Raw genomic sequence first — 26,501 nt, forward strand, 5'->3', positions numbered from 1 at the left:
CCCCTTCCCCCCTTCCCCGAACCGTACACTGCCTACTCCCACCCCGTTGGCGTAGCCTCTGGTAAACCCCTTCCCCCCTTCCCCGAACCKTACACTGCCTACTCCCACCCCGTTGGCGTAGCCTCTGGTAAAGAAGGGGTGGTAAAGTTGCAAATAAACGTGCATCTAAAGCCAGGAGGAAAGAATCATGAAAGCAGTCTTGATGACAGCAGCTGGCGCGCCCGAAGTTCTGCAAGTACAGGACGTGCCAAACCCTACTGTTCCGGTGGGAAATACGGAACTTTTAATCAGCTTAGTGGCGGCTGGTGTTAACCCCATTGATACCAAACTTCGTAGCCGAGGCACTTTTTATAGCGATCGCCTGCCAACTATTCTAGGATGTGATGGTGCAGGAATAGTGGAAGCTGTGGGTGCTGGTGTACAACGTTTTCGCCCAGGTGATGAGGTATATTTTTGCTATGGCGGCTTGGGGGCACACCAAGGCAATTATGCTGAATATACCGTTGTGGATGAACGGTTTGTAGCACGTAAACCCGCGTCTATTTCCTTTGCTGAAGCAGCAGCAGCACCTTTAGTTTTAATCACAGCTTGGGAAGCTTTATACGAACGCGGACGATTGGAACCTGGGGAACGAGTTCTGATTCATGCGGGGGCTGGTGGTGTGGGACATGTAGCAATTCAATTAGCAAAACTCAAAGGTGCTAGTGTTTCTACTACTGTAGGTTCTCAGGAAAAAGCTAGTTTTGTCAAAGAATTAGGTGCTGACCACACAATTTTATACAAACAAACTGACTTTGTAGAAGCGGTATTAGATTGGACTAATGGCGAAGGTGTAGAGTTGGCCTTTGATACCGTAGGCGGCAAAATCTTTGAGAAAACTTTCCCCGCAGTCCGTGTGTATGGTGATATTGTGACGATTCTGGAACCAGATGCCAATACTGTTTGGAAAACTGCTAGATTACGCAATCTCCGCATCGGCTTAGAATTAATGTTGACACCAGCATTGCTGGGATTAGAAGAAAGTCTCCAGCATCATGCAGAAATTCTCGAACAATCTGCCGCCTGGATCGATGAAGGTAAGTTAAAAATTCATGTTAGCCACCAGTTTCCTTTAGAAGAAGCTGCTAAAGCTCACCAATTACTTGAAAGTGGTTCTGTAACGGGTAAAATTGTTCTGCTAATTAGAGATTGACCATCGAGCTTGCATAAATTATTTTTTCAACGCAGAGGCACGCAGAGGTTAAACGCAAAGGTACGCAAAGTTTTTTATGTGTGTTCCTGTACGTTTTCCTTGGCGTTTCTTTGTGTTTTATTAATTGTTCTCTTGCTACCGTTACCTATTTGGGCAGCACCACAACCAGAACGTACACTTTTAACTTTAGAATTATTACAAGAGAGACTGCGTACACCCGTACTCCGCGAAGGTAGTTTGACGGTGGATTTGCAGAAAATGACGATTGATTTACGCCCAGAAAATGCTAGTTTTCGCGATGGTTTTTACCAATTGCTACGTAAAGAATTGGGTGCAAAACCTCTAGGTTTAGATTTGAGTTATGCTTTGGTTTTAGGAGATTTTGTCGGTAGTGATTTGGGTTTAAGAACACCTTTGTATGCTCAAGCGATCGCTCCGATTTTTACTGCTACTGAACAAGAAGAATTAGAACGTTTACGCTTTGTTTGTTTGGAATCTCTAGCAATAGCTTTACCAAATTCTAAAGATTGTCGATCGCTTTTGACAACAGAGTCAAATCAATCAGGGGAAATTACCGTTTTTCGTGGTGCTTTGATACTAGGGCAAACTCGCTTCAATGGAGAAGTAAATTTTTCTCATACATTTTTTCTTCAGTCTGTAGACGCCCAAAACGCTACCTTTGTCCAAGCCACTAATTGGATTGAAACGAGATTTGCTCGTCCTGTAAATTTTAGCAATGCAAGCTTTCGACAACCGAGTAATTTTTTTGGGAGTATTTTTTTTGAAAAAGCTAATTTTAAACAAATTCAATTTCAGGAAAATGTTGATTTTCAAGGTAGTATCTTTGAAAAAATTGCCAATTTCAATCAAGCAAACTTTAAGCAATTAGCTAAATTTAATAGCGTGCAATGGCAGGAAAATGTTGATTTTTCTCATGTGCGTTTTGCCAATCAAGTACAGTTTAATAAAGGTAATTTTAATCAGATTCTTTTATTTAAAGAGACAACTTTTGAACAAGCTGTGATATTTCGAGAAGCGGATTTTAACCAATCGGTCAATTTACAAGGTGCGAGTATTCTTAACCAAGCAGACTTTAGTGATGCTAGATTTACCAAGCAAGCTTTTTTAAATGTTTCTGGTTTGACTTTTAATTCTAATCAAGCGAAAATTTTAGGTAATCCTGGCGAAATTGGCAAGATGTTTTATGTACCGGCATTCCAAGGAAATCAAAATATCTTGCGAAATTTGGGGCAAAATTTTCGTCAACAACAGCAAGTTGCAGATGCTAATGATTTAGAGTACACAAAACAACGACTAAGATTAATAGAATTAAGCCGCAGATTGATGGCTACAAATATTAATGGCGCAACTATTAAAAATTTGATGAAATTGGGTTTTTCTACAACTGAGTCGCAAGCCATTGTCGAACGTCGTCTGCTAAAGCCATTCCGCAATATTACAGAGTTACTTACTTTAGCAGAAATCAGTTTAGAAACATACACTAAATTAAGCGATCGCTTGACTGTTGGCGAACCCCTTTCAATCGCTACATGGTTACTTCAAGCTTGGGGTTGGTTGGCATTAAGTGTACTCTTATTGTTGAGTGGTTATGGCACAAATTTTTGGTTAGTATTTGGTGTGGGAGGAGTAGCGATCGCTTACTTCGGTTTGCTATTTTGGCTAGTGGATCGATGTCGTCGTTTGCGTCCGATACCAATCATTCCCACATCCTACGAAACCATTTCTATATTAATCAGCTTTAGCTTTTTAGAATTCTTGAGCTTATTAGCTATTTTTCGCAATGCAGAACAACCTTGGTTAACATTGGGTTGTCTTTTAATAATCATTCTTCCAGTTCCCGTGAGTTTATTAATTCGACTTTACCAACAAGGCCGTTATCATGATTTAATGGATATTTCGTACTTTACAGAGGACGGAACATTTAGACAATTACGATTGTTAATTGGACGTTTGCCGGTAATTCCTAGAAATCAGACATTTCGTGAAAGGTATATGCCATTGTTGTGCGATCGCCGTTGGAATTGGCTTAATTATTATGATTTTAGTCTCAATAATTTAGTGAAGTTAGGATTTAACGATATCCGCTTACGAGACGAACATTTACCTGGTATTATTTCTGCACTTGCTTGGTATCAATGGAGTTTGGGTTTAATGTATATTACCCTAGTTTTGTGGACACTTTCGCGCACAATTCCCGGATTGAATTTGCTCATTTATTTGAAATAATGTTGCCTTCAATAACAAGTTGGGAAATACAGCGAATGTTTACTAGGGTTAATAGTTTTATGCCTTAAACTATTTTCATAGTTATGCTGAAAGCCAAGCTTGTAAATCAGCCATACTAGTGAAATCTAACAGTGCTTCACCCAGATTTTTTAATTGTTCGAGAGACAGATTTTCAACACGTTGACGCAGTTGTTGAGGTAGTTCTCCTACACGTTTTGTGAGTAGACGAAAAATGAGCGATCGCGCTTTTGCTTCTCGTCCCTCTTCCTTGATTTCTCTATAAACTCGTGTTTCTTTGAGTCGCATTTTTTTGATTGCTTAACCCTCAAGTGCTTCTAACCAAGCTTGTAAATCAGCCATACTAGTAAAATCTAACAATGCTTCACCTAGATTTTCTAATTGTTGTAGAGAGAGACTTTCAAGACGTTGACGCAGTTGTTGAGGTAGTTCTCCTACACGTTTTGTGAGTTGGCGAAAAATGAGCGATCGCGCTTCCGCTTCTCTTCCTTGTTCTCGTCCTTGTTCTAGTCCTTGTTCTAGTCCTTGTTCTCGTCCCTCTTCTTTGATTTCTCTGTAAACTCGCGTTTCTTTGAGTGTTATTCCTAACATCGATTCAACCTCCTTTCGACTTAATTGTTCAAATTTGTACACCATTATTGTAGTCACTAAGTCAATTATGGCGTTATTTGAAGTTTCAGGCTGTTCAACTGAAGAACGTTCAAGCAAATATCTTGCTTCTTGTGGTGCAAGTTCATCATCCAATGTAGTTAACACCATCAGCGCTAGCGATAGAGGTAATTGGCGAATATCTCCCAATTCATCTAAATACACTCGATGTACTTGATTACTATTAAGCAATCCCCGATGAGGATAAATATTAGTTTGTTCTATATTACGGGATGGATAAATAATTACTGCTTGCCAATCGCTAAATCTGGCGCTGTTGCGATAGAAATATAAAGATGATTCGGCAAATACCCTTTCATATAGTTGTTCATCTTTTTGAAACTGCACTTCACAAAAATAAACAACCCCAGCACCTTGATTTTCTGGTGGTAAAAATACCCCGTCTATTTCAAATTTTGGTTCTTTGACAGCCACTGAATCAAATCGATAACTTTCTGCATTTATTGGTCTATTTGTCAATAATTCAAATAACAAACTGGGTGATTGTTGAAATAGTTTGTAAAAAATTGAGTCTCGGCGCATGAAAGTATTATATCAATTCAAAATTAAAAATTAAAAAAATGAAACATAAGGCAAATCCAAAAAATAAATTATTTCGGTTGGGGTCGTTGACTGTTGACTGTTGACTGTGAACCGGAGCCACTGTGGTCTTGGGGTTTCCCGAAATGGAGCAAGTGGCGTTCAACAGTTAACAATCTTCTGTGGAATATTTTTTTACTTGGAAGTCCCTAATAAGGGTTTTGGAGCGATTATCTGCTGTAGCTAAATTTTAGAAAATAATTATAACAAACCAATGGCAGTTATTTTTTATGAAAAAAATTCAACTGCCATCGGTTTTCATATTACTTGCCTAAAATTTTTAACAATGCTTCCCGATAAATTTTTAGCCCTTCTGCGTTTAGATGATCGCCATCACTGGTAAAATCTTTTTTGAGAACGTTATTCTCATACAATGGTGCTACTCCTGATGTGGCAACTGGTATTTTTTCTGTTTCTGCAACTTTATTAATGAGAACATTAATTTGTTCGACTCTAGAATTGGGTGCGGCAACAGTTGGATCTGAGCTAGCCTCAACTGTTGAATAAAAAGCTGGAATCAGAAAAACCTCTTTAGTTCCCATTGTGCGAACCAGTGCGATCGCCTCTTGCAGATTCTTGGTAAACAACTCATCATTAATCCCATACAAAGCATCATTACCCCCTACGGCAATAATAGCTTTTTCGCATTTCACCTTAGTAGGAATTAAAGTTTTCAGTTGTTCTATTAATGAAATTGTACTTAAGCCATTTAAGCCGAAATTAAAAGTACCATTGCCAAGAGTATTGCCAATTCCAGCCGAAATCGAATCCCCAAATAAACAACCTGAAAATTGTTTATCTTGGGCGGCTATAGTTTGATATTGTAGTGCAACTTTACCTAAAGGCGAAGAAATTACATCATCCTTCGGCGGCGCATCAGCAGAACCAGAAGATGAACTTGCCAAACCGACTATTCGGGAAATTTTTGACACATCAATTACTATTTCTTCACTGGGATATGCTTCTAAAAATGTGAGGATACCCAAACCTTCTGGGGATTTCGCCCCCAAAATAATAGCAGATCGTAGCGCTTGGATATTGGCTTCATCCCGACGCGCGATAGTTTGGGAAACAAAAGATAAAATTTGTTTGCCAGTTGGTGTATTTACCAATTTGTCTAAAGCCACAATATCAAGCAACATCTTCACTTGCAGCGCATATTGAAACTTTTGTTTCTCTTCAGCACTGAGACGACCTAAAATAGTTTGCAAATTAGCAGAAACCTTTTGCGTCTCGCTATAGTTGCGTATATCTGCCACAGCGATCGCTTGTTCAAATAAACCGTATCTAACAACAACTTTTTCCGCTGCCAAACTAGGCGATGCAGCAAAAATACCATGCAGTAGTGGAAATATAGAGTAACCACATAAGCCTAGTAAAAGACGATAAAAAGATTTCATTACCAAAGCTACTGAGAGAATAAATAGTCAATAGTTAATATTCAATGGTTAAGAGTCAAGAGTCAATGGGGATTGGGGGTGTTGACAGTTGATAGAGGAATTATTTTCCTTGTCTCCCCCATCTCCTAATACGGTTCGGTTAAAGGGGAAAGGGCAAAGGGGAAAGGGGAAAGGGAAAAGGGCAAAGGGCAAAGGGCAAAGGGCAAAGGGCAAAGGGAAAAGGGCAAAGGGAAAAGCGAAAAGGGGAAAGGTTTCAAATACATCCTTTACCCTTTACCCCTTAACCTTTTCCCAGACCACAAGGGAAGTTCATACTGCTTATCCGAACCGTATTGCCCCATCTTCCACCCTGCGGGTTCGCGCTAGCGTCTCCCAAAGAGAAGCTAAAGCTACATCTCTATTGCCCAATGCCCCATGCCCAATGCCCCATGCCCAATGCCCAATGCCCCATACCATAAATGGACACAACCCGACGATTTTGGGAATACTCAAACCAGTGGTGTGAGGGTAAAAAAGTGGTAGAAGAAAGTGCATATTGGGTGGCTTGGTCGCAAATTTCAGGGATTGGCCCGGTATTATTGCGACGGCTGCAACAGCATTTTGGTACGTTAGCAACTGCTTGGAAGGCTACTAAGCAAGAGTTAGGGAAAGTAGAGGGTTTTGGTTTTCAAACACTAGAAAAAATAGTACAACAGCGATCGCGTCTACATCCAGAACAGCTATTCACTAAACACCAACAGGAAAACCCTTATTTCTGGACTCCAGCAGATGCAAATTACCCCCGCTTACTATTGGAAACTCCCAGTCCCCCGCCGATTTTGTACTATCGTGGTGAAGTTGAACTCCAGGAAAATCTCGGACAAAAACCGCTAGTTGGTATTGTTGGCACCCGCCGCCCTTCAGAATATGGCATTCGTTGGACTCGTCAAATTAGTACAGCTTTGGCTAAAAATGGCTTTACCGTAGTTTCTGGGATGGCGGAGGGAATTGACACAGAAAGCCACGCCGCTACCATGAAAGCTGGTGGAAGAACCATCGCAGTTTTAGGGACTGGCATAGACGTTATTTATCCCCAAAAAAATCGCGATTTGTACAAGGAAATTTTGACGGCTGGCTTAGTTGTGAGTGAGTATCCCACAAAAACTCCACCCGATCGCACTCACTTTCCCCGCCGCAACCGCATTATTGCAGGCATGAGCCGCGCTATCCTGGTCATGGAAGCCCCATTAAAATCTGGCGCTTTGATTACAGCCACCTACGCCAATGAATTTGGGAGAGATGTCTATGCATTACCAGGAAGAGTAGACGATTATCCATCCCAAGGTTGTTTGAAATTATTAACTCAAGGCGCTTCTTTAATTCTCAAAGAATTAGACGAATTACTAAAAATGCTGGGAGCAATACCACAAATTGATGAAGTTGAGCAATTGTCAACAGTACAACAATTAAGTTTGCCAACTTTATCACCTGAATTGCAACAGGTAATGGATGCGATCGCCTCTGATATTCTACCCTTCGATTTAATAGTCCAACAAACCGGTATGCCTCCTGGTTCAGTTTCCAGTGCCTTGTTACAGTTGGAACTTATGGGTTTACTCTCCCAACTACCGGGAATGAGGTATCAAAAGAATTAAAGGGCATTGGGCATTGGGCATGGTGACTAATCACTAATCATGGCACTTGGCAGTGTGCAAGAAGTTGCTTTGTGTCTACAAGTCGGTAAAGCTGCACGAAATATTGGAGTGGGTTAATTTTTGCAACTCGATGCATTCACAATGCAACTCGATGCATTCACAATACAACTCGATGCATTCATCATGCAACTCGATGCATTCATCATGCAACTCGATGCATTCACAATGCAATTCGATGCATTCACAATGCAATTCGATGCATTCACAATGCAACTCGATGCATTCACAATGCAACTCGATGCAACTAAAAAACTATATTCCCTATTTCTCATACCCAATGCCCCATGCCCCATGACGGCAGTTGCTCCACTTGGGGAGACCCCAAGACCGCACTGCCTCCCCCATGCCCCAATCCTTAAAATATGCCAAGTAAATATGCCTTCGCTGACTGAGGCTGTCACGATCATAAAGTAAAGAGTAAAAGGCAATCTATTTTGACTTTTAACTTTCTCCTTTTGTTCAACTTTCCACAACAGGAGGTTTAATCTTGAGTAAATTGAAAGTTGGTATCAATGGCTTCGGTCGAATCGGAAGACTTGTGCTTCGCGCTGGCATCGATAATCCCAACGTTGAGTTTGTCGGTATTAACGACCTAGTACCACCAGATAACCTCGCCTATCTCTTAAAGTACGACTCGACTCACGGTAGATTGACGAGAAAGGTTGAAGCCAAGGAAGATGGAATCGTCATTGATGACCACTTCATTCCTTGCGTATCCGTTAGAAATCCCGCAGAATTGCCTTGGGGACAATTAGGTGCCGATTATGTAGTGGAATCTACGGGACTGTTCACTGGTTATGAAGGCGCAGAAAACCACCTCAAAGCAGGTGCAAAGCGAGTAATCATCTCTGCTCCCACCAAAGATCCAGATAAAGTTCCTACCCTGTTAATGGGTGTTAATCATCACTTGTTTGACCCCAACAAGGATGTGATTGTCTCCAATGCTAGCTGCACTACAAACTGTCTAGCTCCCATTGCTAAAGTTATTAATGATAACTTTGGGTTGACTGAAGGTTTGATGACCACAGTTCATGCCATGACTGCCACTCAACCAACGGTAGACGGCCCTAGCAAAAAAGACTGGCGGGGTGGTCGAGGCGCAGCCCAAAATATTATTCCCTCCTCCACAGGTGCAGCTAAAGCGGTAGCACTGGTTTTACCAGAATTGAAGGGCAAATTGACTGGTATGGCATTCCGAGTTCCGACTCCTGATGTCTCTGTGGTTGATTTAACTTTCAAAACTGCCAAAGCCACCAGTTACAAAGAAATTTGTGCTGCTATGAAAGAGGCTGCCAACGGTGCGTTAGCAGGTATCTTGGGTTACACAGATGAAGAAGTAGTTTCCACAGATTTTCAAGGTGATACCCATTCAAGCATCTTCGACGCAGGTGCTGGTATTGAGTTAAACTCCAACTTCTTCAAAGTCGTTGCCTGGTATGACAACGAGTGGGGCTACTCCAATCGTGTAGTTGACCTCATGTTATCTATGTCACAAAAAGAAAAGCCCGCACCGACGCCTGCTGTGGTTTGATTTGTTATGGGGCATTGGGGAGGCAGTGCGGTCTTGGGGTCTCCCCAAGTGGAGCAACTGCCGTCATTGGGGATGGGGAGAGACAAGGGAGATGGGGCAGGGGGGCAGGGGAGAATAATAACTTCCAGTCACAAGTCACAAGTCACCAATCCCCAGCCCCCAGTCCCCAGTCCCAAATTTGGGATTTGGGTCAAATGGTGAATACCCAAAAATAAAACGCAATCTAGTATCTTTACTTAGCAAACCAGTGATATGAAACACGTGTGAAGTTGGATGCTCCATGCGATGTCTAGGACAACTTAGCTTGGACATCGCATAATCACAATTCTCCAAAAGCAGCCTCAAGATTTGAACGGGTAACCCCAAATAAAAGCTGAAAGCTGTAATTAGGAATTACGAATTGGTATCAGGCATCCAGGTCGCAGGTTATTCTCTCAACCCCTAATCCCTATGCGTCGAACTAAAATCATTTGTACTGTTGGGCCTGCTACATCTGCACCTGAAAAGCTGCAAGCCTTGGTAGAAGCTGGAATGAATGTGGCACGGTTGAATTTTTCTCACGGAGCCTATGAATTCCATGCCCAAACAGCTCAATATCTCAGGCAGATTAGCGCTGAGCAGCAAAGACCGATCGCTATCATGCAAGATCTGTGTGGCCCAAAGATCCGTTTGGGTATCTTACCACCAGAAGGGTTAAATGTGGAAGCTGGGAGTGAAGTTACCTTTGTTTTGCAAGAGAAGGGTGAAAGTATTGACGAATTGCCTTTACCATTGCCGACTTTGTTTGCAATGGTGCGACCAGGGGAACCAATTTTAATTAATGATGGTCGCGTCAAGCTGATTGTTACAGATCGCGATGCCGATCGCATTCGCGCACAGGTAAAAATTGGCGGCTTAATTTCCACCCACAAAGGAGTGAACCTGCCACAAACCCCTTTACCTGTGAGTTCCATCACCGAAAAAGACTTGCTAGATTTGCGTTTTGGGATTCAATTGGGTGTAGACTGGGCGGCGGTGTCTTTTGTGCGATCGCCACAAGATCTAGAACCCGCCCAAAGGATGATTGAAGCCGCTGGGGCTTCAATTCGCTTAATTGCCAAAATCGAAAGACCAGAAGCAGTAGAGCAATTTGACTCCATCCTCAAAGTTGCCGACGGCATCATGATTGCCCGTGGCGATTTAGGCGTGGAAGTGCCAATTCATGAAGTGCCTCTAATTCAAAAAGATATCACCCGCCGTTGCAATCAAGCTGGCAAGCCCGTGATTACAGCCACGCAAATGCTAGAGTCGATGATTAGCGCCCCCGACCCCACCCGCGCAGAAGCAACAGATGTGGCTAACTCCATCTTGGATGGTACAGATGCGGTGATGCTTTCTGGTGAAACCGCCGTGGGAGAGTACCCCATCGCCGCCGTTCGGACGATGCACAATATTGCCGTCCGAACCGAACAAGCTTTAGATGAAGGTGCCAGACATTCCTGGTGTCACGAACCAGGTAGTCTCAGCGTTACCGAATCGGTGGCAGAAGCAGTATGTCGTATCGCCTATGAAACCGGCTCAAAGGCAATTCTCTGTAACACAACCTCAGGCAACACAGCGAGAATGGTGTCTAAATACCGACCAACTTCTCCAATCATTGCCTTGACCTCCGACCCCACCGCTTACCGTCAGCTAGCACTTTCCTGGGGAGTCGAACCTTTGTTGATTCCACCAGTCCACCAAGCTGAAGAAATGTTTACAAATGTGGTGAACAAAGTCCTAGACAGGGGTATAGCGAAAAAAGGAGATCAGGTGGTAATTACCTCTGGCGTTCCAATTGGTAAATCAGGAACAACTAGCTTAATCAAAGTGCATTCCATTGGACAGCCAATTTCTGCATAAGCCTCTAGAATAAGGCTGTGACAGTGGCTGTGGCTGTGGAGAGGAGTAGGGATGAGGGAGATATAGCTTTAGCTTCTCTTTGAGAGACCCTAGCGCGAACCCGCAGAGTGGGAGATGAGGGAGCAAGAAAAGAATAACTCCTAACTCCTAACTCCCCACCCCCTTGGGAATTAAGTAAATCCTAAACAAACATCATGGAGTATTTTATGTCTAAAAATTTACTAGAACAATTGCGAGAAATGACTGTTGTGGTTGCAGATACAGGGGATATCCAAGCAATCGAAAAGTTTAAACCCCAAGATGCTACCACAAATCCCTCCTTGATTACTGCTGCGGCGCAGATGCCGGAATATCAAGGGATTGTCGATCAAACTTTACTCCAAGCAAAAAAAGACGCTGGAGCTAAAGCTACCCAAGCACAGATAGTTACTCTGGCCTTTGACCGTTTAGCGGTGGCTTTTGGGTTGAAGATTTTGCAAATTATTCCGGGTCGGGTATCTACAGAAGTAGATGCTCGTTTGTCCTATGATACTGAAGCTACAGTTACTAAGGCGCGGGAATTAATTGCTCAGTATCACGCTGCTGGAATTGGCCGCGATCGCGTGTTAATTAAAATTGCCACCACTTGGGAAGGCATTCGCGCTGCGGAAATTCTGGAAAAAGAAGGTATTCATTGTAACCTTACCTTGTTGTTTGGTTTGCACCAAGCGATCGCCTGTGCAGAAGCCGGTGTTACCTTAATCTCTCCCTTCGTCGGTCGGATTCTCGATTGGTACAAAAAAGATACTGGACGAGATAGCTACCCAGCAGCCGAAGATCCAGGAGTTTTGTCAGTCACCAAAATCTACAACTACTACAAGAAATTCGGCTATAAAACCGAAGTTATGGGAGCTAGTTTCCGTAATCTGGGTGAAATTACTGAACTTGCAGGTAGCGATTTATTGACAATTTCGCCTTCACTTTTAGCAGAATTACAAGCAACTATTGGAGAACTACCACGCAAACTCGACCCTGCTAATGTAGCAAACTTGGAAATTGAAAAAATATCCATTGATAAAGCTACCTTTGACAAGATGCACGCTGCTGACCGCATGGCAACTGATAAACTAGACGAGGGCATCAAAGGTTTCACCAAAGCACTAGAAGACCTAGAAAAACTTTTGGCAGACCGACTGGTTCGCCTGGAAACAGAACCAGTGGCAAGTCATTAAATGCAGTTATCAATCCTGACAGCGTATTGTGTGGTATTTCCTCACAGAGTTAACTCAATACGATAGTTAATGGTTAGTGGTTTTGATTAACCACTAACTAATAAGTAGAACGATGTAAATAATTAAAGGTTTGTAGTAAGGACTTCAGTCCTCTAATAAGGACTAAATTCCTTACTACAAACTATTTAGATAGTTTGGTTTTTTCAAGTCGTTCTACTTAATAACAATGCCTCTTGAATCTAAAAATTTTCAGAACGAAGGCGATTGCCATTTTGCCAAACTTCTACTTTGTGAGGAGTAATTAAATAAAAAAAACTGCCATTATTTGCTTGATATTTATCTTTACCAACAATCAAAGCAGGTATTTTTATCGGCTGATTTGGGTTTTGTTTCATCTCCCCAATATAAAATAACTGACCATTTTCTTGGCAAATTTTGACACGAATTTTTGGAGTTTCACCTCCAATAATTGTCGCTCCATTACATTCAGTATTCGTATTTAAACTTGGAGAATTGATTGTAATTGATTGTGAAGGAGAAACTGGCTTTGTTACTGTAAGTGTTGAAACTGAGCCATTAGAATTAGTAACTTGCTGAACTTTAGAATTAGGACTAAAATTTGCGGTTGAAGACGCAAGTACGCGAAGCGGATCCACTGCAATTCTACCTTGTGGATGAAATTCAAAGTGGAGATGAGGTGCTGTACTATTGCCTGTAGACCCCATCTCAGCAATAATTTGACCTTGAATAACTTGTTGACCTTTGCTCACCAATAAACGGCGATTGTGACCATAAACAGTAACACTGCCATCAGGATGTTTAATAGTTATGGCATTGCCTAATCCCCAATTATCCCAACCTGCTTTCATAACTGTACCTGATGCAGCAGCAACAATAGGAGTCCCCGATGCCCCAGCGATATCGATTCCTTCATGTTGATATTTACGAAAGCCTTGAGAAATAAAACCTTGAGTCGGCCAAATCAAGTGAGAAGCAGGGATGGAATTTTCTGGAGTTGGGGAATTGTCCACTAATTCTGTTAAGCCAAATGTAGTTGTACTGAATACGGTGGTTAAAGATATTAAGCATATTAGTCCATAATTACGATATCGATAAAAATGATATTTTTTCATAAGTGAATTTTGATATAGTAATCTGATTTGATTCCTGAAAACATGATTTTTCGTTGTCACTGGACTTGATGGCTTGCCTAATATAGCTCAACATTCTTTAAAGAGAAATAATTAAGCAACTCCAAAACATAAATTATTTTTGTTAAAGCAATACGGTTGGTGTGTGTTAACGCAATACGATTCGGTTAAAGGGGAAAGGGGAAAGGTTTCAAATACATCCTTTACCCCGGTTGGTGAGCTTGTCGAACCATTAACCTTTTCCCAGACCACAAGGGAAGTTGATACTGCTTATGCGAATCGCCATCGCATTCTTCAGACATCAAACTAATCTGAAAATACGATGGCGAGTCACAAAAAGTAATAGTCTATCGCATTAATTTTGCTTAGTGAATTAACTTTTTAACTTCTTTTCTTCTTCCTCTTTCTTTGCGTACTTTGCGGTAGCCTGCGGCAAGCCGCTACGCGTCTACATTCTCTTAACCCTCAGAACTAATGCGACAAATCAATAGTTATTTAGGGAGTTGAGGAATTGCCAGTAGCCACTGCTTCGTTTAATACTAGTTCTGGCTGTGGTGTTTCCTCTTCTTCTTCTGGCAAGCCGTAAATTGATCTGTACAATTTTACGTACTGCTTTGCAGATTGATACCAGCTAAAGTCTTCACTCATACCCCGTTTTTGTAGTTCTTCCCATTGGGGTTTGAAGCGGAAGGCTTCCCAAGCGCGAATCATACAGGTGAACAAGTCTAGTGGTTCGTAGCGGTCAAAACAGTAACCAGTGCCTCTGCCATTTATGGGGTCGTTGTGTGATACGGTGTCAACTAATCCACCCGTGCGGCGGACAATGGGCACAGAACCATAACGCAAAGCCATCATTTGGCTAATACCGCAAGGTTCAAAACGGCTGGGCATTAAGAAGGCGTCAGTACCGGCGTAGATGCGGCGAGACAAGGCATCGTTATACAGGAGGTAAGTTGCCATACGTCCGGGAAAGCGCGATGCTAATTGCCACATCTGAGTTTCATAGTAGCGATCGCCTGTCCCTAACAACACAAACTGTGCATCTGTATAGGCCATAAAGCGATCGAGAATTTGCAATATTAAATCGATGCCTTTTTGTTCTACTAATCGCGTGACAATCCCAATTAAAAATGCACCTGCATTAACTTCTAATCCTACTTCTTCTTGCAAGGCAATTTTATTAGCTTTGCGTTTCTCCAAAGTATCAGCAGTGAAGGTTTGGGCAATGTATTTATCATTTTCTGGATTGTAAACTTCCACATCAATCCCATTGATAATCCCAGATAACTTACCGCTAATAAAAGACAACAAACCTTCTAATGTTTCACCATAGGTGGGTGTCTTAATTTGCTCTGCATAAGTAGGCGAAACTGTATTTACTTTGTTGGCATATTGCACCGCAGCTGCCATTGTGTTGTGTCCTTGCATATACCAAGGACACCAAGTAATTTTCTCTAAATACCAACGCCACGGCCCTTGATAAGCCAAGTTATGAATCGTAAAGACGGTGGTAATATCAGGATCTTGGTGCATCCACACCGGAATCATTCCCGTATGCCAATCGTGGCAGTGAATAATTTCTGGCTTCCAGTAATTCCAGGCAAACTCCGCTGCACCATTGGCAAACAAGGTGAACCGCCAATCTTCATCTTCTCCTGAATAAATGCGGCGGGGCATGAAGGCGGGATGTCCAAATAAGTACAAGGGCACATCAGTACCAGGCAAAACGGTTTCGTAGACTGCAAAGTGCTGGAACATTGCATCTCCCCACCAAACGGGTTCTTGGGGAATCTGCATTTTGTCTGGCAAGAAGCCGTAGTAAGGCATGAATATTCGCACATCATGACCCATTGCTCTGAGGAATTTGGGCAATGCACCAACAACATCGCCCATTCCACCTACTTTGGCAATGGGAGCTGCCTCTGCTGCAACAAATAAAATCCGCATGGTAAGTTTTGTTTCCCCGGTGCCTATACAGCGATTCAGTTATCAGTATTTTACCAAGAAGGGGAAAAGGGGAAAGGGTAAGGGGTAAGGGAAGAAGAAAAAACTTTTCACCACAAGGTATAAAGCCCCTGTTTTTAAAAATGGAGAACAAAAAAGAAGATTTTTGAGATACATAGTGCGATAAAAATCAGCTTCCATGCCTTGAAACCCCTGTTTTTAAATATAGGGTTCCTTTCCCCCTTCCCCTTTCCCCTTTCCCCCTCTTTTTCATTGTTTACTGACTACTGATGACTGTTTATTGATTACTTACTTATCTAATCACATCCGCTTGTGCAATTGCTTAGGAACCCCGCCCAATCACCGTAAAAATTTCTTCTAAAATTTCTTTGGCTCCTTTGTCGCGCAATAGGTGTGCTAGTTGCGTACCTAGTGCTTCGGCTTTGCTGGCTTCTCCAGTGAGGCTATCTTTTACTAGCTTTTGGCCATCTATGCTGGCAACTATGCCTGTTAACGTTAATTGTTCGCCAGAGATTTCTGTATTTACGCCGATAGGTACTTGACAACCGCCCTCTAAATCGCGTAAAAATGCCCGTTCGGCGAGACAGCGATCGCATGTTTGGGGATGCTCAATTGCTTTGAGTAAAGTAATTAATTCGGTATCATCGGCACGGCATTCAATTCCCAATGCGCCTTGCCCAACAGCGTGGAGAGAAATGTCTTGGGGTAAGATTTGATGAATGCGATCGCTCATTTCCAATCGCCCTAATCCTGCGGCTGCCAAAATCAAGGCATCGTATTCACCTGCATCCAGTTTTGCCAACCGTGTAATCAAATTTCCCCGGACATCTTTAAAAGTGAAGTGGGGGAAGCGATGGCGTAACTGTGCTAACCGCCGCAGAGAAGATGTACCGATGACTGCACCCTCTGGTAAAGTTTCGATTTGTTTATCTTTGTGCTTTTCATGCACCACTAGGGCATCGGCTGGGTTTTCTCGTTCGGTAATTGCTGCCAATGTTAACCCTTCGGGTAAGTTAGTTGGCAGATCCTTGAGGGAATGAACTGCAAAGTCAATCTCGCCATTAAGCATTCCCAACTCAAGTTCTTTAGTAAAAAGTCCCTTATCGCCAATCTTCGCCAATGCTACATCCAAGATTTTGTCGCCTTGGGTAGACATGGTATGGACTTCAAAAGTGATATCTGGATAGGTTTTTTGCAGTTGCTCCTGTACCCAGTATGTTTGAACTAGAGCAAGTTGGCTTTTGCGTGAACCGATACGGATTGTGCGCGGAGGACTAGAAACAGCTGAAGTCATAAAACAATATATCAAACCAGGGATTAATTCACTCTCATCTAGACTACCGTAGTGAGTGACTTGTACCAATTTTGGATTTTAGATTTGGGATTTTAGATTACAATTCTTTACGAAAATGAATTTAGCCAAGTTTTGCTGAGGCAATACTAATACAGTAAGTTATTTGTAGTAAATGTAACATTCTTGCCATATTTAGTTTGTGGCGATCGTTGATCAACTAAATTGACTGTTATAGATGGTGTTGATTTAGAGTTGACAGTAGAACAGGTATTTGGCTGGTTAAAAAGATGAAGGCAGAGTAATAATTGAGAAGATTTTTATACCAAAATCTCAAACAGTAAATGTAGACGCGGTTTAAACATATTAAATTTCAGATTTTAGATATTCCTGTAATTGTTGAGTGCGCTCTTTTGTGATATTTTCTAAGCAACCAAGATAAATTGCCGGAGCTATTGTTCCACCTTCATATTGGCTTCTCTCAAATTCACAACTAGCATCTCGAAACTTAATCCATGCTTGCTGAGCAGTAATCAATTTTTGTTTTCTAGTTCTGTCTAATTTGGGCAGTAGTTTTTGATAAGTGGCGTTCAATTTTTTGTCAGCATTTTGATAGGATAAATTAGTGCATTGATTGATTTCTAATTGAGTTTGAGGATTATTACAGTTTAGTTTTTGAGCTAAATGCATTTTTGGTAAATCCGGTGTTGTGCTGGCTGCTGTCACACTGGAAGTGTACCAACTGCCGAAAGTTAGTATATTTACTATGAGAAAAAATAAATAATACATATTTTTTACCTATTACGTAACGATTTTAGCCATTTTTTCATCGGTCAAACATCCAGTAATACCAAGCTATAAACCAATCAAGATTCCACTAAAACCCTTGAAATCTCTAAACCTGATAATTCAGAGTGATGGTTAGTTTGTATACTGAGCAACTTTTCACATCGACTTTATCCTATGAATCTGCATAAACCAGTTATAAAGTCAAGAATCTTAATTTAATCAAGATAGTCAAGGCGATCGCAACAAAGATGACCATCGCCTCCGATATATCGCAAACAAGGACAAAGCCTGCATAGGTTTTTGGGGATCGAGGTACACAAAAGCGATGGCTTGTGCATATACTTTTTGTATCAATCGGCAAAACAGACAAAATTTTCCTTTGCCCTTTGCCTACAAATGTGCAAAAATTACTTTTGCAAGAGATATCGAGCAACTATAATTTGTCAAGATATGCCTGATTTACTTGTTGAAATTGAAGTCTAAGAATTATCAAGTCCAGAAAATTAAAAAGCCTACTTTGTTTGATATCAATTCCATTTTATGGTATTGAAAACTAACTAATGTCTACTTAAAAATTTGAGAATTAAAATTTATTTTTTAAAATTGAAACATTATAAACAAATAACATATAAACTTTTTTTTAGAACTATAATAGCTTGTTTTATTAGACCATAGGTATAACAGCCTATTCTAATTTTAATTGAGAACAGTATCGGCTAGATTTTCAGGGTTTTCTCTCTCTAATAGGGGCAAGAAATCTATTCTGTGCTGGCTGAAGAAAGAGATTTCATGCTCACTTTATCAAGGAACCGCGACCAGGAAAAATTATGACCTCTTTAGATCCTAATTTTTTTGACATTCCAGCCAAAAATCTAATCATTGACCAAGCTGTTGATGACCATCAAAAGCAAAATCATCGCAACTTGGAAGTTACCATAGAAGACATAGCAACACAAACAAAAACGGTAGCGTTGAAAGCACACAAGTTACCGAAAATTCCGCCGAAGGAACTTTTAGCACCTCCTGGGAATTTCAATCCTACCCTACTGCTATTTTTGGCAGCGGCGGCAACATTGGTATCATCTAACTTTGGTTACTGGCTTTGGCAATGGCCGCAATGGCTGTGCTTTTGCGTTAATACTATTGCTTTGCATTGTGCGGGGACAGTAATTCATGATGCATGTCATCAATCTGCCCACCGCGATCGCACAATTAATGCGATGCTAGGACATGGTAGCGCCTTGATGTTAGGGTTTGTTTTCCCAGTATTCACACGAGTGCATTTGCAGCATCATGCCCATGTAAATCACCCCAAAGATGACCCAGATCATTATGTGTCTACAGGCGGGCCACTGTGGCTAATTGCATTTCGGTTTTTGTACCACGAAGTGTTTTTCTTTCAGCGACGATTGTGGCGTAAATATGAACTATTGGAATGGTTTATCAGCCGTTTAATTGTCGTTGGTATTTTTTATATAGCAATTCAAAATCATTGTTTAATGTATGTTCTGAATTTTTGGATTGTACCTTCTGGTATAGTGGGGTTAATACTAGGGTTCTTTTTTGATTACTTGCCCCATCGTCCCTTTAGGGAACGCGATCGCTGGAAAAATGCTCGCGTATATCCTAGCCCGATTCTTAATATCCTCATTTTAGGACAAAACTATCATTTAATTCATCATTTATGGACTTCTATTCCCTGGTATAAATATCAGTCTACATACTATCTAATGAAACCTTTATTAGATGAAAAAGGCTGTTATCAAACTTCAGGATTACGGCAAAAGAAAGACTTTTTAGAATTTATTTATGATATTTTTATCGGAATTCACTTTCACCATACAGCAACGAACAAAAAAGATGAATCACAAACTCACGAATAAGTTGTATTTCATAAAGATGGCATATTAACGTCTTTTTTCGCAACTTGGAAGCTAACGCCCAATGCCCCATTCCTAGTATCTATGTATGGTTTTTATTGACATAATCAGGGTCTTGGGTGCCTAGTAGTTTGTCCCAGAAAGTAAAATACAAACCGTAGTGTACTTTATATTTGCGGTGATGTATTGAATGATGCATAGAACCAATCAGCCATTTTCCAATCCAGTTGGTTTGAGATGAAGGGGGAAATATCTCAAATCCCAGATGAGTAAACACTGCCCAAATTGTCATAGTTATCAGTGCGGCCACTAAGGTGAGAAAATGTAGTGGAACTATATATATTACACCTACAAAAAAAAGTGCTTGTACAATCGCCTCTGGAAAATCAAATGCTGAAGAACTCCAAGGCGTTGGTTCTCCCGAACGATGATGTCCATAATGCATCCATTTAAAAATTAGGGGATGATGAAACATCCGATGGATAAAGTAAAAGTATGTATCTTGAAGAATTAACACTACAAAAAAACTCGCTAGCAAATACCACAGTCCGTACTCGGAGAAATTAGTGTATAGTAGCGTTTTTCCTAAAAAATACTCTGAAATAATGAACGCTCCAGAAATCCCAAAAATCGCTGCGGAGAGTATCGATAATTGAATATCTTTGAAAATAGAAGAATTCATCAACGGTTTTATACGCAAACTCTTGTTGGTGAGAGACTTTCCCAGAACTGAATAAAAGAGCAAGTAAGCTCCTCCAGCTATCAGAAAATATCGGGCAAGAGTGATAACGAAGAAGAAAAACCAATAATAGAAAAATGAGTGGTTTGTCAATTAGACCTATCCGTGAAATTAATTATTAATTTTCTACAATTAGAGTGTTGATTGTATCAAAAAATAGCTAAATTTCTCCTAATTTATTAATCGCCAAAATTCACTGCTTATTTTACAATGCTAAATACTCTGGGAATTGTATATTTAGATTTCTTAACAAAAAAATGGTGACTTTTGTGACATAGAAACTAAAATTTTGACCACTTATAAAAATAAGGTTATCCAGCAACTTCAATTTTTGTGAATTTATTATTTTGTATTATCAAATTATAGTATCTTTCAATTGTGGCTTTATATACCAGAAGTCAGAATTCAGAATTGACAATTTAGAATAACGTCTCGGTTGGACTAGCTACTAAGAGATAGTATACTTCGGGGTTATTCAACGCTGCTAGCTACGTGATTCGCTCAGAAAAATATTTGGTTTTGTAATAAAAACTTACCTTTATACGTAAAAAACATCGAGTTGATTTTTTTTGTTCAGAAGATTTTTAGCAGATAATCCATCAATTGCAATCACAATGAGCAATGAAAATTTTTTACTACTCCTTTTTTTAAATAAAAACTTATGTAATAAATCATACAAACAATCAACATCAAAAAGGTTTACTTGTCTACTCCATACTCCCTATTTCAAGACAGTGTAACCAAGTCAGTCAAAAGAAGTCACAATAGTAGGAGAATAGTACAAATACTTTGATATCTTAGCGATCCAAGCTTAGTTCTTATTTCCTATGAATCGTTCCGCCTGCCTCATCTTCAATCCAGTCGCGGGTCAGGGTGACCCAGAATCAGAACTGGCAGAAATTCGAGCAATATTAGAACCCGAAATTGATTTAGATATTTATTTAACAACTGAGGAAGTTGGTGCTGACGCTTTGGCTTACGCAGCAGTAGAGCGAGGGGTAGATGCGATAATTGCTTCGGGGGGAGATGGTACCCTCTCAGCAGCAGCAGCAGCAGTCCTCCGTACTGATATACCATTTGGTATAATTTCTAGAGGTACAGCCAACGCATTTGCTACAGCTTTAGGAATTCCAGATACCATCGCAGCTGCATGTCAGACAATTTTGCAGGGAGGAACGCGTAATGTAGACGTGGCTTATTGTAACGATCTGCCAATGGTACTGCTTGTGGGTATTGGCTTTGAGGCTGAAACCGTAGAACTAGCAGACCGGGAAGCTAAAAATCGTTTTGGGATGATGGCCTACGTTTTAGCGGGAATTCAGCAACTAAGAAACTTAAAGAACTTTGATGTTGAAATAGAAACTGAAGACAGAATAATTAAAACTAGCGCTTGTGCAGTGACAGTAGCCAATGCCGCACCTCCGACTTCAGTATTAGCACAAGGGCCAGCAGGTCTAATTTATGACGATGGACTGCTAGACCTAACAATTGTAGCTCCTACTAGTAAAGCCGGAGCGATCGCCGCAACATTCCATCTGTTCCAAACAGCTTCCACAGGCAACGCCGCAGAACGCAATGATATTGGTTATCTACGAGCCAAAGAATTTAAAATTACTACAGAGCCACCACAAAAAGTTGTTTTGGACGGCGAAGTCATCGGCACAACACCAATAGAAGTGAAGTGTGTACCAGCAGGTTTAAAAGTTTTTGTACCACTAACAGAAGAAGTTGAGCCTACAGAAAAATTAGAGGGACTCCCCAATTTGGTTATTGAGATGAAAAATCCACCAGAAGGTTGAGGGCATTGGGCATTGGGCATTGGGCATTGGGCATTGGGCATTGGGGACTAGTGAGTGACAAGTTTTCCCCATGTCTTCCTTGTCTCCCTTGTCTGCCACCCTGCGGGTTCGCGCTAGCGCCTCCCAAAGAGAAGCTAAAGCTACATCTCCCCCAATACTTGTCGGGTTTTGGGGAAAAGGGGAAGGGGGGGCCCTGAAGGGGATAAGGGGCAGGGGAAAGGGGAAAGAAAAAACCTTTACCCTTTAACCCCTTCGGGGTGACGCTCCTTCGTCGCTAACGCTGACGCTAACGCCAGTCGCTCATGGGGGAAACCCCCAAGACCGCGCTGGCTCACCTTTTCCCAAAACCAAATTCCGAGTTGAAAATGCACAAAGCGAGCAGTATTGACATCTCCCCCATCTCCCTCATCATCTTCTATCCCCAATGCCCAATGCCCCATGACCTCCAATTAAAGAAGGAGTTAGATTGCCTTGAAACTAGTATCCGACCCATCTATTGCTAAGAAAATTCGCAAAATGAATCAGCGGGTACGATGGCAAGATCCGTTGATTGTGGAACGCAACATCGACCAAACTGGATTAGTGTTGGATGATGGTCATCCAGAGGATTTGGAGTTTTCGTTTTTAGTTGTAGGTGATAGCGGTTCTGGAAACCATCAGGGACAGAATCCCCAGCGACAGGTGGCCGAACTCATGCTGCCCCACCACGATGAATGTCGTTTTATGCTACACACTGGGGATGTGATCTATTTAGTGGGGTCGAGTGAATACTACCAGCAAAACTTCATTCACCCTTACCGAGAGTTTCTTGTTGGTGGAGAGCATCCTAAAAAGATTACTTATGACCAGATGGTTTTTAAGCTGCCGATTTTACCCGTACCCGGAAATCATGATTATTATGACTTGCCAGTTGTCTTAGGCTTAGCATCTCTGACAACATTACCGATTCGTAAACTGTTGCGATCGCGGTTAGATTTAGATGTGGGTTTGCATGGTTCGAGAACAGGTGACGCCTACGCACGGGCTTTTTTAGACTATCTCAAAGCGTTTGAGCTTCCAGGAGCATTAGAGGCTCATCTAAATCACCACTACACTGCCAAAACAGACACGGGTCGTTGTCTTTGCTATCAACCAGGGCACTTTACGCGCCTTCCCAATCGCTACTACACTTTTCGCTATGGCGGTATTGATTTCTTCGCCTTGGATTCTAATACATTTAACGACCCACCACCATTGCCAAAGACAAAGCAAGGTGAAGTAGACCGCAAAGTTTTGGAAAAACGTCGTCAGGATTTAGAGCAACAAAAAATGCAAATTATGGAAACCTCAGCCAAGCTAAATCCTGAAAACCCTAGTGATGCTGATGAATTAGAGGATTTCCAAGCTAAGTTGTCCCAAATTGAAGAAATTATTGTTGATATTAATAAGCAACTAGCCACAGACCGACCAACGCAGATTGACATCGAACAACTTGATTGGCTCAAGTACAGACTAATTGAATCTTGGAATACTGACGAAGTTCGGGGACGGGTGATTTATTTCCACCATCCTCCTTACGTGACTGAAGCAACAAAGTGGCAACAAGCACAAACTTTGACAATTCGCAAGCACTTGCGTGATGTTTTAGATCGAGTCGCTCAAAAAATAGGTTCTTTAAATCAGGGGCGTCCTTTGGTGGATTTGGTATTGAATGGACACGCCCACTGTTTAGAATATCTGCAAACAATGGATACAGGACACGCAGATTCTCATATCCACTGGATTGTTTGTGGTGGTAGCGGATTTAGTCTGCGACGCCAGCGGATTGAAGGAGTGAATTTAATGGAAGAAAATAAATTAGTGGCGCGATCGCATTTGTTCGTAGGTCGCAACGGTTACGGTTTTCACAAGCACCGCCCTTATTCAAGTTTACGCATTGATGTCAAAGGCGAAAGTCATCCCAAGTTTGTTGTTCGTCCCTTAATTGCCGAATGGTATCAACGACAATGGTATAGCCACGAACTTGAACCGTTGGTGATTTAGCAAGTCGTGACTTCGGAGTGTGAACAGATGAGGGAAATAGTTTGACACTCTAAGCCAGGGAATAAACCAATGCTGTTCAGGAAGCGACAAATGATATTAGAACTTACGTGCTGCACAAATTAATTATCTTATGGATTAACCAAAATGCCTTGTTTGAGGCTTTTATAAATCATCCTTGCCGCGATCGCTCTTTTTTCCTCGCTTATGCATCTGGACACCCATCTAGCTCTTAAATAAGTAAAAATAATCATTGCCATTGACTCTACAAAATTTTTAGCACTTGATTAACTTTTGTAAAGCAGTGTAAAGTATACTCACAGGCGAAAACAAAACCGCCTGATACATACATCAAATTTAACCGCAATCATAAAACAATGACAGCAACCATTCAACAGCGCCAAAGCGCCAACGTATGGGGTCGCTTCGCCAACTGGATAACCAGCACCAACAACCGCTTATACATCGGTTGGTTCGGCGTCCTGATGATCCCCACCTTACTAGCAGCAACAGCTTGCTTCGTAATCGCCTTCATCGCAGCACCCCCAGTAGACATCGACGGCATCCGCGAACCAGTAGCAGGTTCCTTACTCTACGGAAACAACATCATCTCCGGAGCAGTAGTACCATCTTCCAACGCCATTGGTTTACACTTCTACCCAATTTGGGAAGCAGCATCATTAGATGAATGGCTTTACAACGGTGGCCCATACCAATTGGTAATCTTCCACTTCCTGATTGGCGTATTCTGCTACTTAGGACGTGAGTGGGAACTATCTTACCGCTTGGGAATGCGTCCTTGGATCTGCCTAGCGTTCTCCGCGCCAGTAGCAGCAGCAACAGCAGTATTCTTGATTTACCCCATCGGACAAGGTTCCTTCTCTGACGGTATGCCCTTGGGAATCTCCGGAACCTTCAACTTCATGATCGTGTTCCAAGCAGAACACAACATCCTCATGCACCCCTTCCACATGTTAGGAGTGGCTGGTGTATTCGGTGGTTCTTTATTCTCTGCAATGCACGGTTCCTTGGTAACCTCTTCCTTAGTTCGTGAAACCACCGAAAGCGAATCACAAAACTACGGATACAAATTCGGTCAAGAAGAAGAAACCTACAACATCGTTGCAGCACACGGTTACTTCGGTCGCCTAATCTTCCAATACGCATCCTTCAACAACAGCCGTTCCTTGCACTTCTTCCTAGCAGCATGGCCTGTAATCGGCATCTGGTTCACCGCTTTGGGTGTAAGCACAATGGCTTTCAACCTCAACGGTTTCAACTTCAACCAGTCCATCATCGACTCTCAAGGTCGTGTAATCAATACCTGGGCTGACATCATCAACCGTGCAAACCTGGGTATGGAAGTAATGCACGAGCGCAATGCTCACAACTTCCCCTTAGACTTGGCATCTGCCGAAACGGCTCCTGTTGCAATCAGCGCTCCTGCTATCAACGGTTAATCGTTGCCCTAGTCAACTGAACTGAAAATTAAATAGAATCAAAAGCGCTCTCTATCAAGGAGAGTGCTTTTGATAGCAGCAAGACTTATATCCCACATTACGCACCCGGAACTTGTCACAAACAAAAAAAATGGCAAGGAATTTTGGAGCTAGTTTTTGATTAAAGAGTAAAACTGGAGGGATAGAAAGTAAAAAATTAAGCCAGAGTATGTTAAAAAATGAAGCGGCTGATTTTATCTATTTTTTGACTTTTACTTTAATTCTTACTGCTCTCTTTATCTATTTAGGTTTATTGTCTTAATTTTTACAAACACTCTTGATTTAATTACTGTTTTCTCTATGTGGCAGTTTTGGTGCAGAATGTGGGTTGAAATATTCCTATCACCTACCATAGATGATAAAAAAAGCTTGAAGTGTTTATTTACTTAATTTGTGCAGTGAATCGATTTAAATCTTTTTACGCTTCTGGATGTTTCACGGATTTCCTATTTATTTAATTTGGAAAGTGGCACAAGAAAGATATCACAAGAAAGATATTAATTTACAGGGGAGTAAATATGCTATGTTCACAACATAATATAGGTGATATATCTCTTATCAAATATCAAATCCGCTTTAAAACATTTACCCCCTAGCCATTGAATAAAGCTAGAGGGTAAAAGAGAAAAATAGAACCTGGCATCGAGCTATTTTAGCGTAGGGCAACCCCTAAACTATCGTTGCCGCAGCAGCGTTTCACCTCTGAGTTCGGGAAGGATTCAGTGTGGTTCCACCGCGCAATAGACACCAGGAAAACTTTTGGAGTGATGAGTTAGGAGTTAAGAGTTAGAAATAAAAGAGTTTGTTGATTCATAACTCCTGGCTTCTAACTATCAACTGCTAACTTGTTCAAAACCCTGAAGACTGCAAGGAATGGGAAATAAATTGAAATCAGAGGTCAAGCCCTCGGTCTGTTAGCACGGCTCGGCTACATACATTACTGCACT

The 26,501-nt window shown here is 41.5% G+C and carries 21 protein-coding genes, 1 rRNA gene and 1 pseudogene; 11 read left to right on the plus strand and 12 right to left on the minus strand.

The window, feature by feature from the left end; genetic code table 11:
- The first annotated feature begins 187 nt into the window (after positions 1–187).
- A complete protein-coding gene (locus VF06_RS35485) occupies positions 188–1,192 on the plus strand; it encodes a zinc-dependent alcohol dehydrogenase family protein (RefSeq protein ID WP_099071666.1) in 1,005 nt (334 codons plus the stop codon).
- 9 nt (positions 1,193–1,201) lie between these two features.
- Positions 1,202–3,439: a pentapeptide repeat-containing protein gene (locus VF06_RS35490; RefSeq protein ID WP_099071665.1), complete on the plus strand. Its 2,238-nt coding sequence runs from the start codon at positions 1,202–1,204 to the stop codon at positions 3,437–3,439.
- Positions 3,440–3,520: 81 nt separating this feature from the next.
- On the opposite strand, the pseudogene VF06_RS35495 reads toward VF06_RS35490, so the two are convergent.
- The 3 genes and pseudogenes from VF06_RS35495 to VF06_RS35505 form a co-directional block, all read right to left on the minus strand.
- Positions 3,521–3,739: pseudogene (locus VF06_RS35495) on the minus strand (DUF4351 domain-containing protein); the annotation flags it as partial.
- A gap of 18 nt (positions 3,740–3,757) precedes the next feature.
- On the minus strand, positions 3,758–4,648 hold the full coding sequence (locus tag VF06_RS35500) for an Rpn family recombination-promoting nuclease/putative transposase (RefSeq protein ID WP_099071663.1): 891 nt from the start codon (positions 4,646–4,648) through the stop codon (positions 3,758–3,760).
- Positions 4,649–4,968: 320 nt separating this feature from the next.
- Positions 4,969–6,105, minus strand: a complete 1,137-nt coding sequence (locus VF06_RS35505) for an SGNH/GDSL hydrolase family protein (protein WP_099071662.1) — start codon at positions 6,103–6,105, stop codon at positions 4,969–4,971.
- Between the two features lie 88 nt (positions 6,106–6,193).
- Here VF06_RS35505 and VF06_RS41710 point away from each other — a divergent pair, with 88 nt between their 5' ends.
- The 5 genes from VF06_RS41710 (at position 6,194) to VF06_RS35535 (ending at position 12,422) form a co-directional block, all read left to right on the plus strand.
- Complete coding sequence (locus VF06_RS41710; RefSeq protein ID WP_180267395.1) at positions 6,194–6,610, plus strand: hypothetical protein; 417 nt, start codon at positions 6,194–6,196, stop codon at positions 6,608–6,610.
- Positions 6,611–6,620: 10 nt separating this feature from the next.
- Entirely contained in the window at positions 6,621–7,739 is a 1,119-nt protein-coding gene (gene dprA, locus VF06_RS35510) for a DNA-processing protein DprA (protein ID WP_099071667.1), read from the plus strand.
- Positions 7,740–8,286: 547 nt separating this feature from the next.
- The gene (gene gap / locus VF06_RS35520) at positions 8,287–9,330 is read left to right on the plus strand and encodes a type I glyceraldehyde-3-phosphate dehydrogenase (RefSeq protein WP_099071660.1); all 1,044 of its coding nucleotides are present in this window, start codon (positions 8,287–8,289) and stop codon (positions 9,328–9,330) included.
- A gap of 450 nt (positions 9,331–9,780) precedes the next feature.
- Complete coding sequence (pyk, locus tag VF06_RS35530; protein WP_099071658.1) at positions 9,781–11,211, plus strand: pyruvate kinase; 1,431 nt, start codon at positions 9,781–9,783, stop codon at positions 11,209–11,211.
- A 206-nt stretch (positions 11,212–11,417) separates the two neighbouring features.
- Entirely contained in the window at positions 11,418–12,422 is a 1,005-nt protein-coding gene (locus VF06_RS35535) for a transaldolase (RefSeq protein ID WP_099071657.1), read from the plus strand.
- 239 nt (positions 12,423–12,661) lie between these two features.
- Here the strand turns inward: VF06_RS35535 and VF06_RS35540 are convergent, their stop codons facing one another.
- From VF06_RS35540 to VF06_RS43195, 5 genes are all read right to left on the minus strand, one after another.
- The gene (locus VF06_RS35540; protein ID WP_099071656.1) at positions 12,662–13,555 is read right to left on the minus strand and encodes a M23 family metallopeptidase; all 894 of its coding nucleotides are present in this window, start codon (positions 13,553–13,555) and stop codon (positions 12,662–12,664) included.
- Between the two features lie 513 nt (positions 13,556–14,068).
- On the minus strand, positions 14,069–15,520 hold the full coding sequence (gene glgA, locus VF06_RS35545; protein ID WP_099071655.1) for a glycogen synthase GlgA: 1,452 nt from the start codon (positions 15,518–15,520) through the stop codon (positions 14,069–14,071).
- A 340-nt stretch (positions 15,521–15,860) separates the two neighbouring features.
- Positions 15,861–16,832: a hydroxymethylbilane synthase gene (gene hemC / locus VF06_RS35550; RefSeq protein WP_099071654.1), complete on the minus strand. Its 972-nt coding sequence runs from the start codon at positions 16,830–16,832 to the stop codon at positions 15,861–15,863.
- 363 nt (positions 16,833–17,195) lie between these two features.
- Entirely contained in the window at positions 17,196–17,618 is a 423-nt protein-coding gene (locus VF06_RS35555) for a lysozyme inhibitor LprI family protein (RefSeq protein WP_099071653.1), read from the minus strand.
- 228 nt (positions 17,619–17,846) lie between these two features.
- Complete coding sequence (locus VF06_RS43195) at positions 17,847–17,972, minus strand: hypothetical protein (protein WP_257207588.1); 126 nt, start codon at positions 17,970–17,972, stop codon at positions 17,847–17,849.
- Between the two features lie 473 nt (positions 17,973–18,445).
- Here VF06_RS43195 and crtR point away from each other — a divergent pair, with 473 nt between their 5' ends.
- A complete protein-coding gene (crtR, locus tag VF06_RS35560; RefSeq protein ID WP_099071652.1) occupies positions 18,446–19,501 on the plus strand; it encodes a beta-carotene hydroxylase in 1,056 nt (351 codons plus the stop codon).
- A gap of 79 nt (positions 19,502–19,580) precedes the next feature.
- On the opposite strand, the gene VF06_RS35565 is transcribed toward crtR, so the two are convergent.
- Positions 19,581–20,180 (minus strand): sterol desaturase family protein, encoded by a 600-nt coding sequence (locus VF06_RS35565; RefSeq protein WP_306419470.1) that lies wholly within the window; start codon positions 20,178–20,180, stop codon positions 19,581–19,583.
- Between the two features lie 884 nt (positions 20,181–21,064).
- Here VF06_RS35565 and VF06_RS35570 point away from each other — a divergent pair.
- Complete coding sequence (locus VF06_RS35570; RefSeq protein ID WP_099071650.1) at positions 21,065–22,036, plus strand: YegS/Rv2252/BmrU family lipid kinase; 972 nt, start codon at positions 21,065–21,067, stop codon at positions 22,034–22,036.
- Here the strand turns inward: VF06_RS35570 and VF06_RS41715 are convergent.
- Entirely contained in the window at positions 22,005–22,163 is a 159-nt protein-coding gene (locus VF06_RS41715; RefSeq protein WP_180267396.1) for a hypothetical protein, read from the minus strand. The genes VF06_RS35570 and VF06_RS41715 overlap by 32 nt on opposite strands.
- A 109-nt stretch (positions 22,164–22,272) precedes the next feature.
- Entirely contained in the window at positions 22,273–22,476 is a 204-nt protein-coding gene (locus VF06_RS35575; protein ID WP_099071649.1) for a hypothetical protein, read from the minus strand.
- Positions 22,477–22,507: 31 nt separating this feature from the next.
- Here VF06_RS35575 and VF06_RS35580 point away from each other — a divergent pair, with 31 nt between their 5' ends.
- Positions 22,508–24,058 (plus strand): metallophosphoesterase, encoded by a 1,551-nt coding sequence (locus VF06_RS35580; protein WP_099071648.1) that lies wholly within the window; start codon positions 22,508–22,510, stop codon positions 24,056–24,058.
- 374 nt (positions 24,059–24,432) lie between these two features.
- Entirely contained in the window at positions 24,433–25,515 is a 1,083-nt protein-coding gene (gene psbA / locus VF06_RS35585; protein WP_099071647.1) for a photosystem II q(b) protein, read from the plus strand.
- Between the two features lie 673 nt (positions 25,516–26,188).
- Here psbA and rrf read toward each other — a convergent pair.
- A 5S ribosomal RNA gene (gene rrf / locus VF06_RS35590) occupies positions 26,189–26,306 on the minus strand.
- Positions 26,307–26,501 lie beyond the last annotated feature (195 nt).

The sequence above is a fragment of the Nostoc linckia z4 genome, assembly GCF_002608075.1.
GTDB classification, from domain to species: Bacteria; Cyanobacteriota; Cyanobacteriia; order Cyanobacteriales; family Nostocaceae; genus Nostoc; species Nostoc linckia.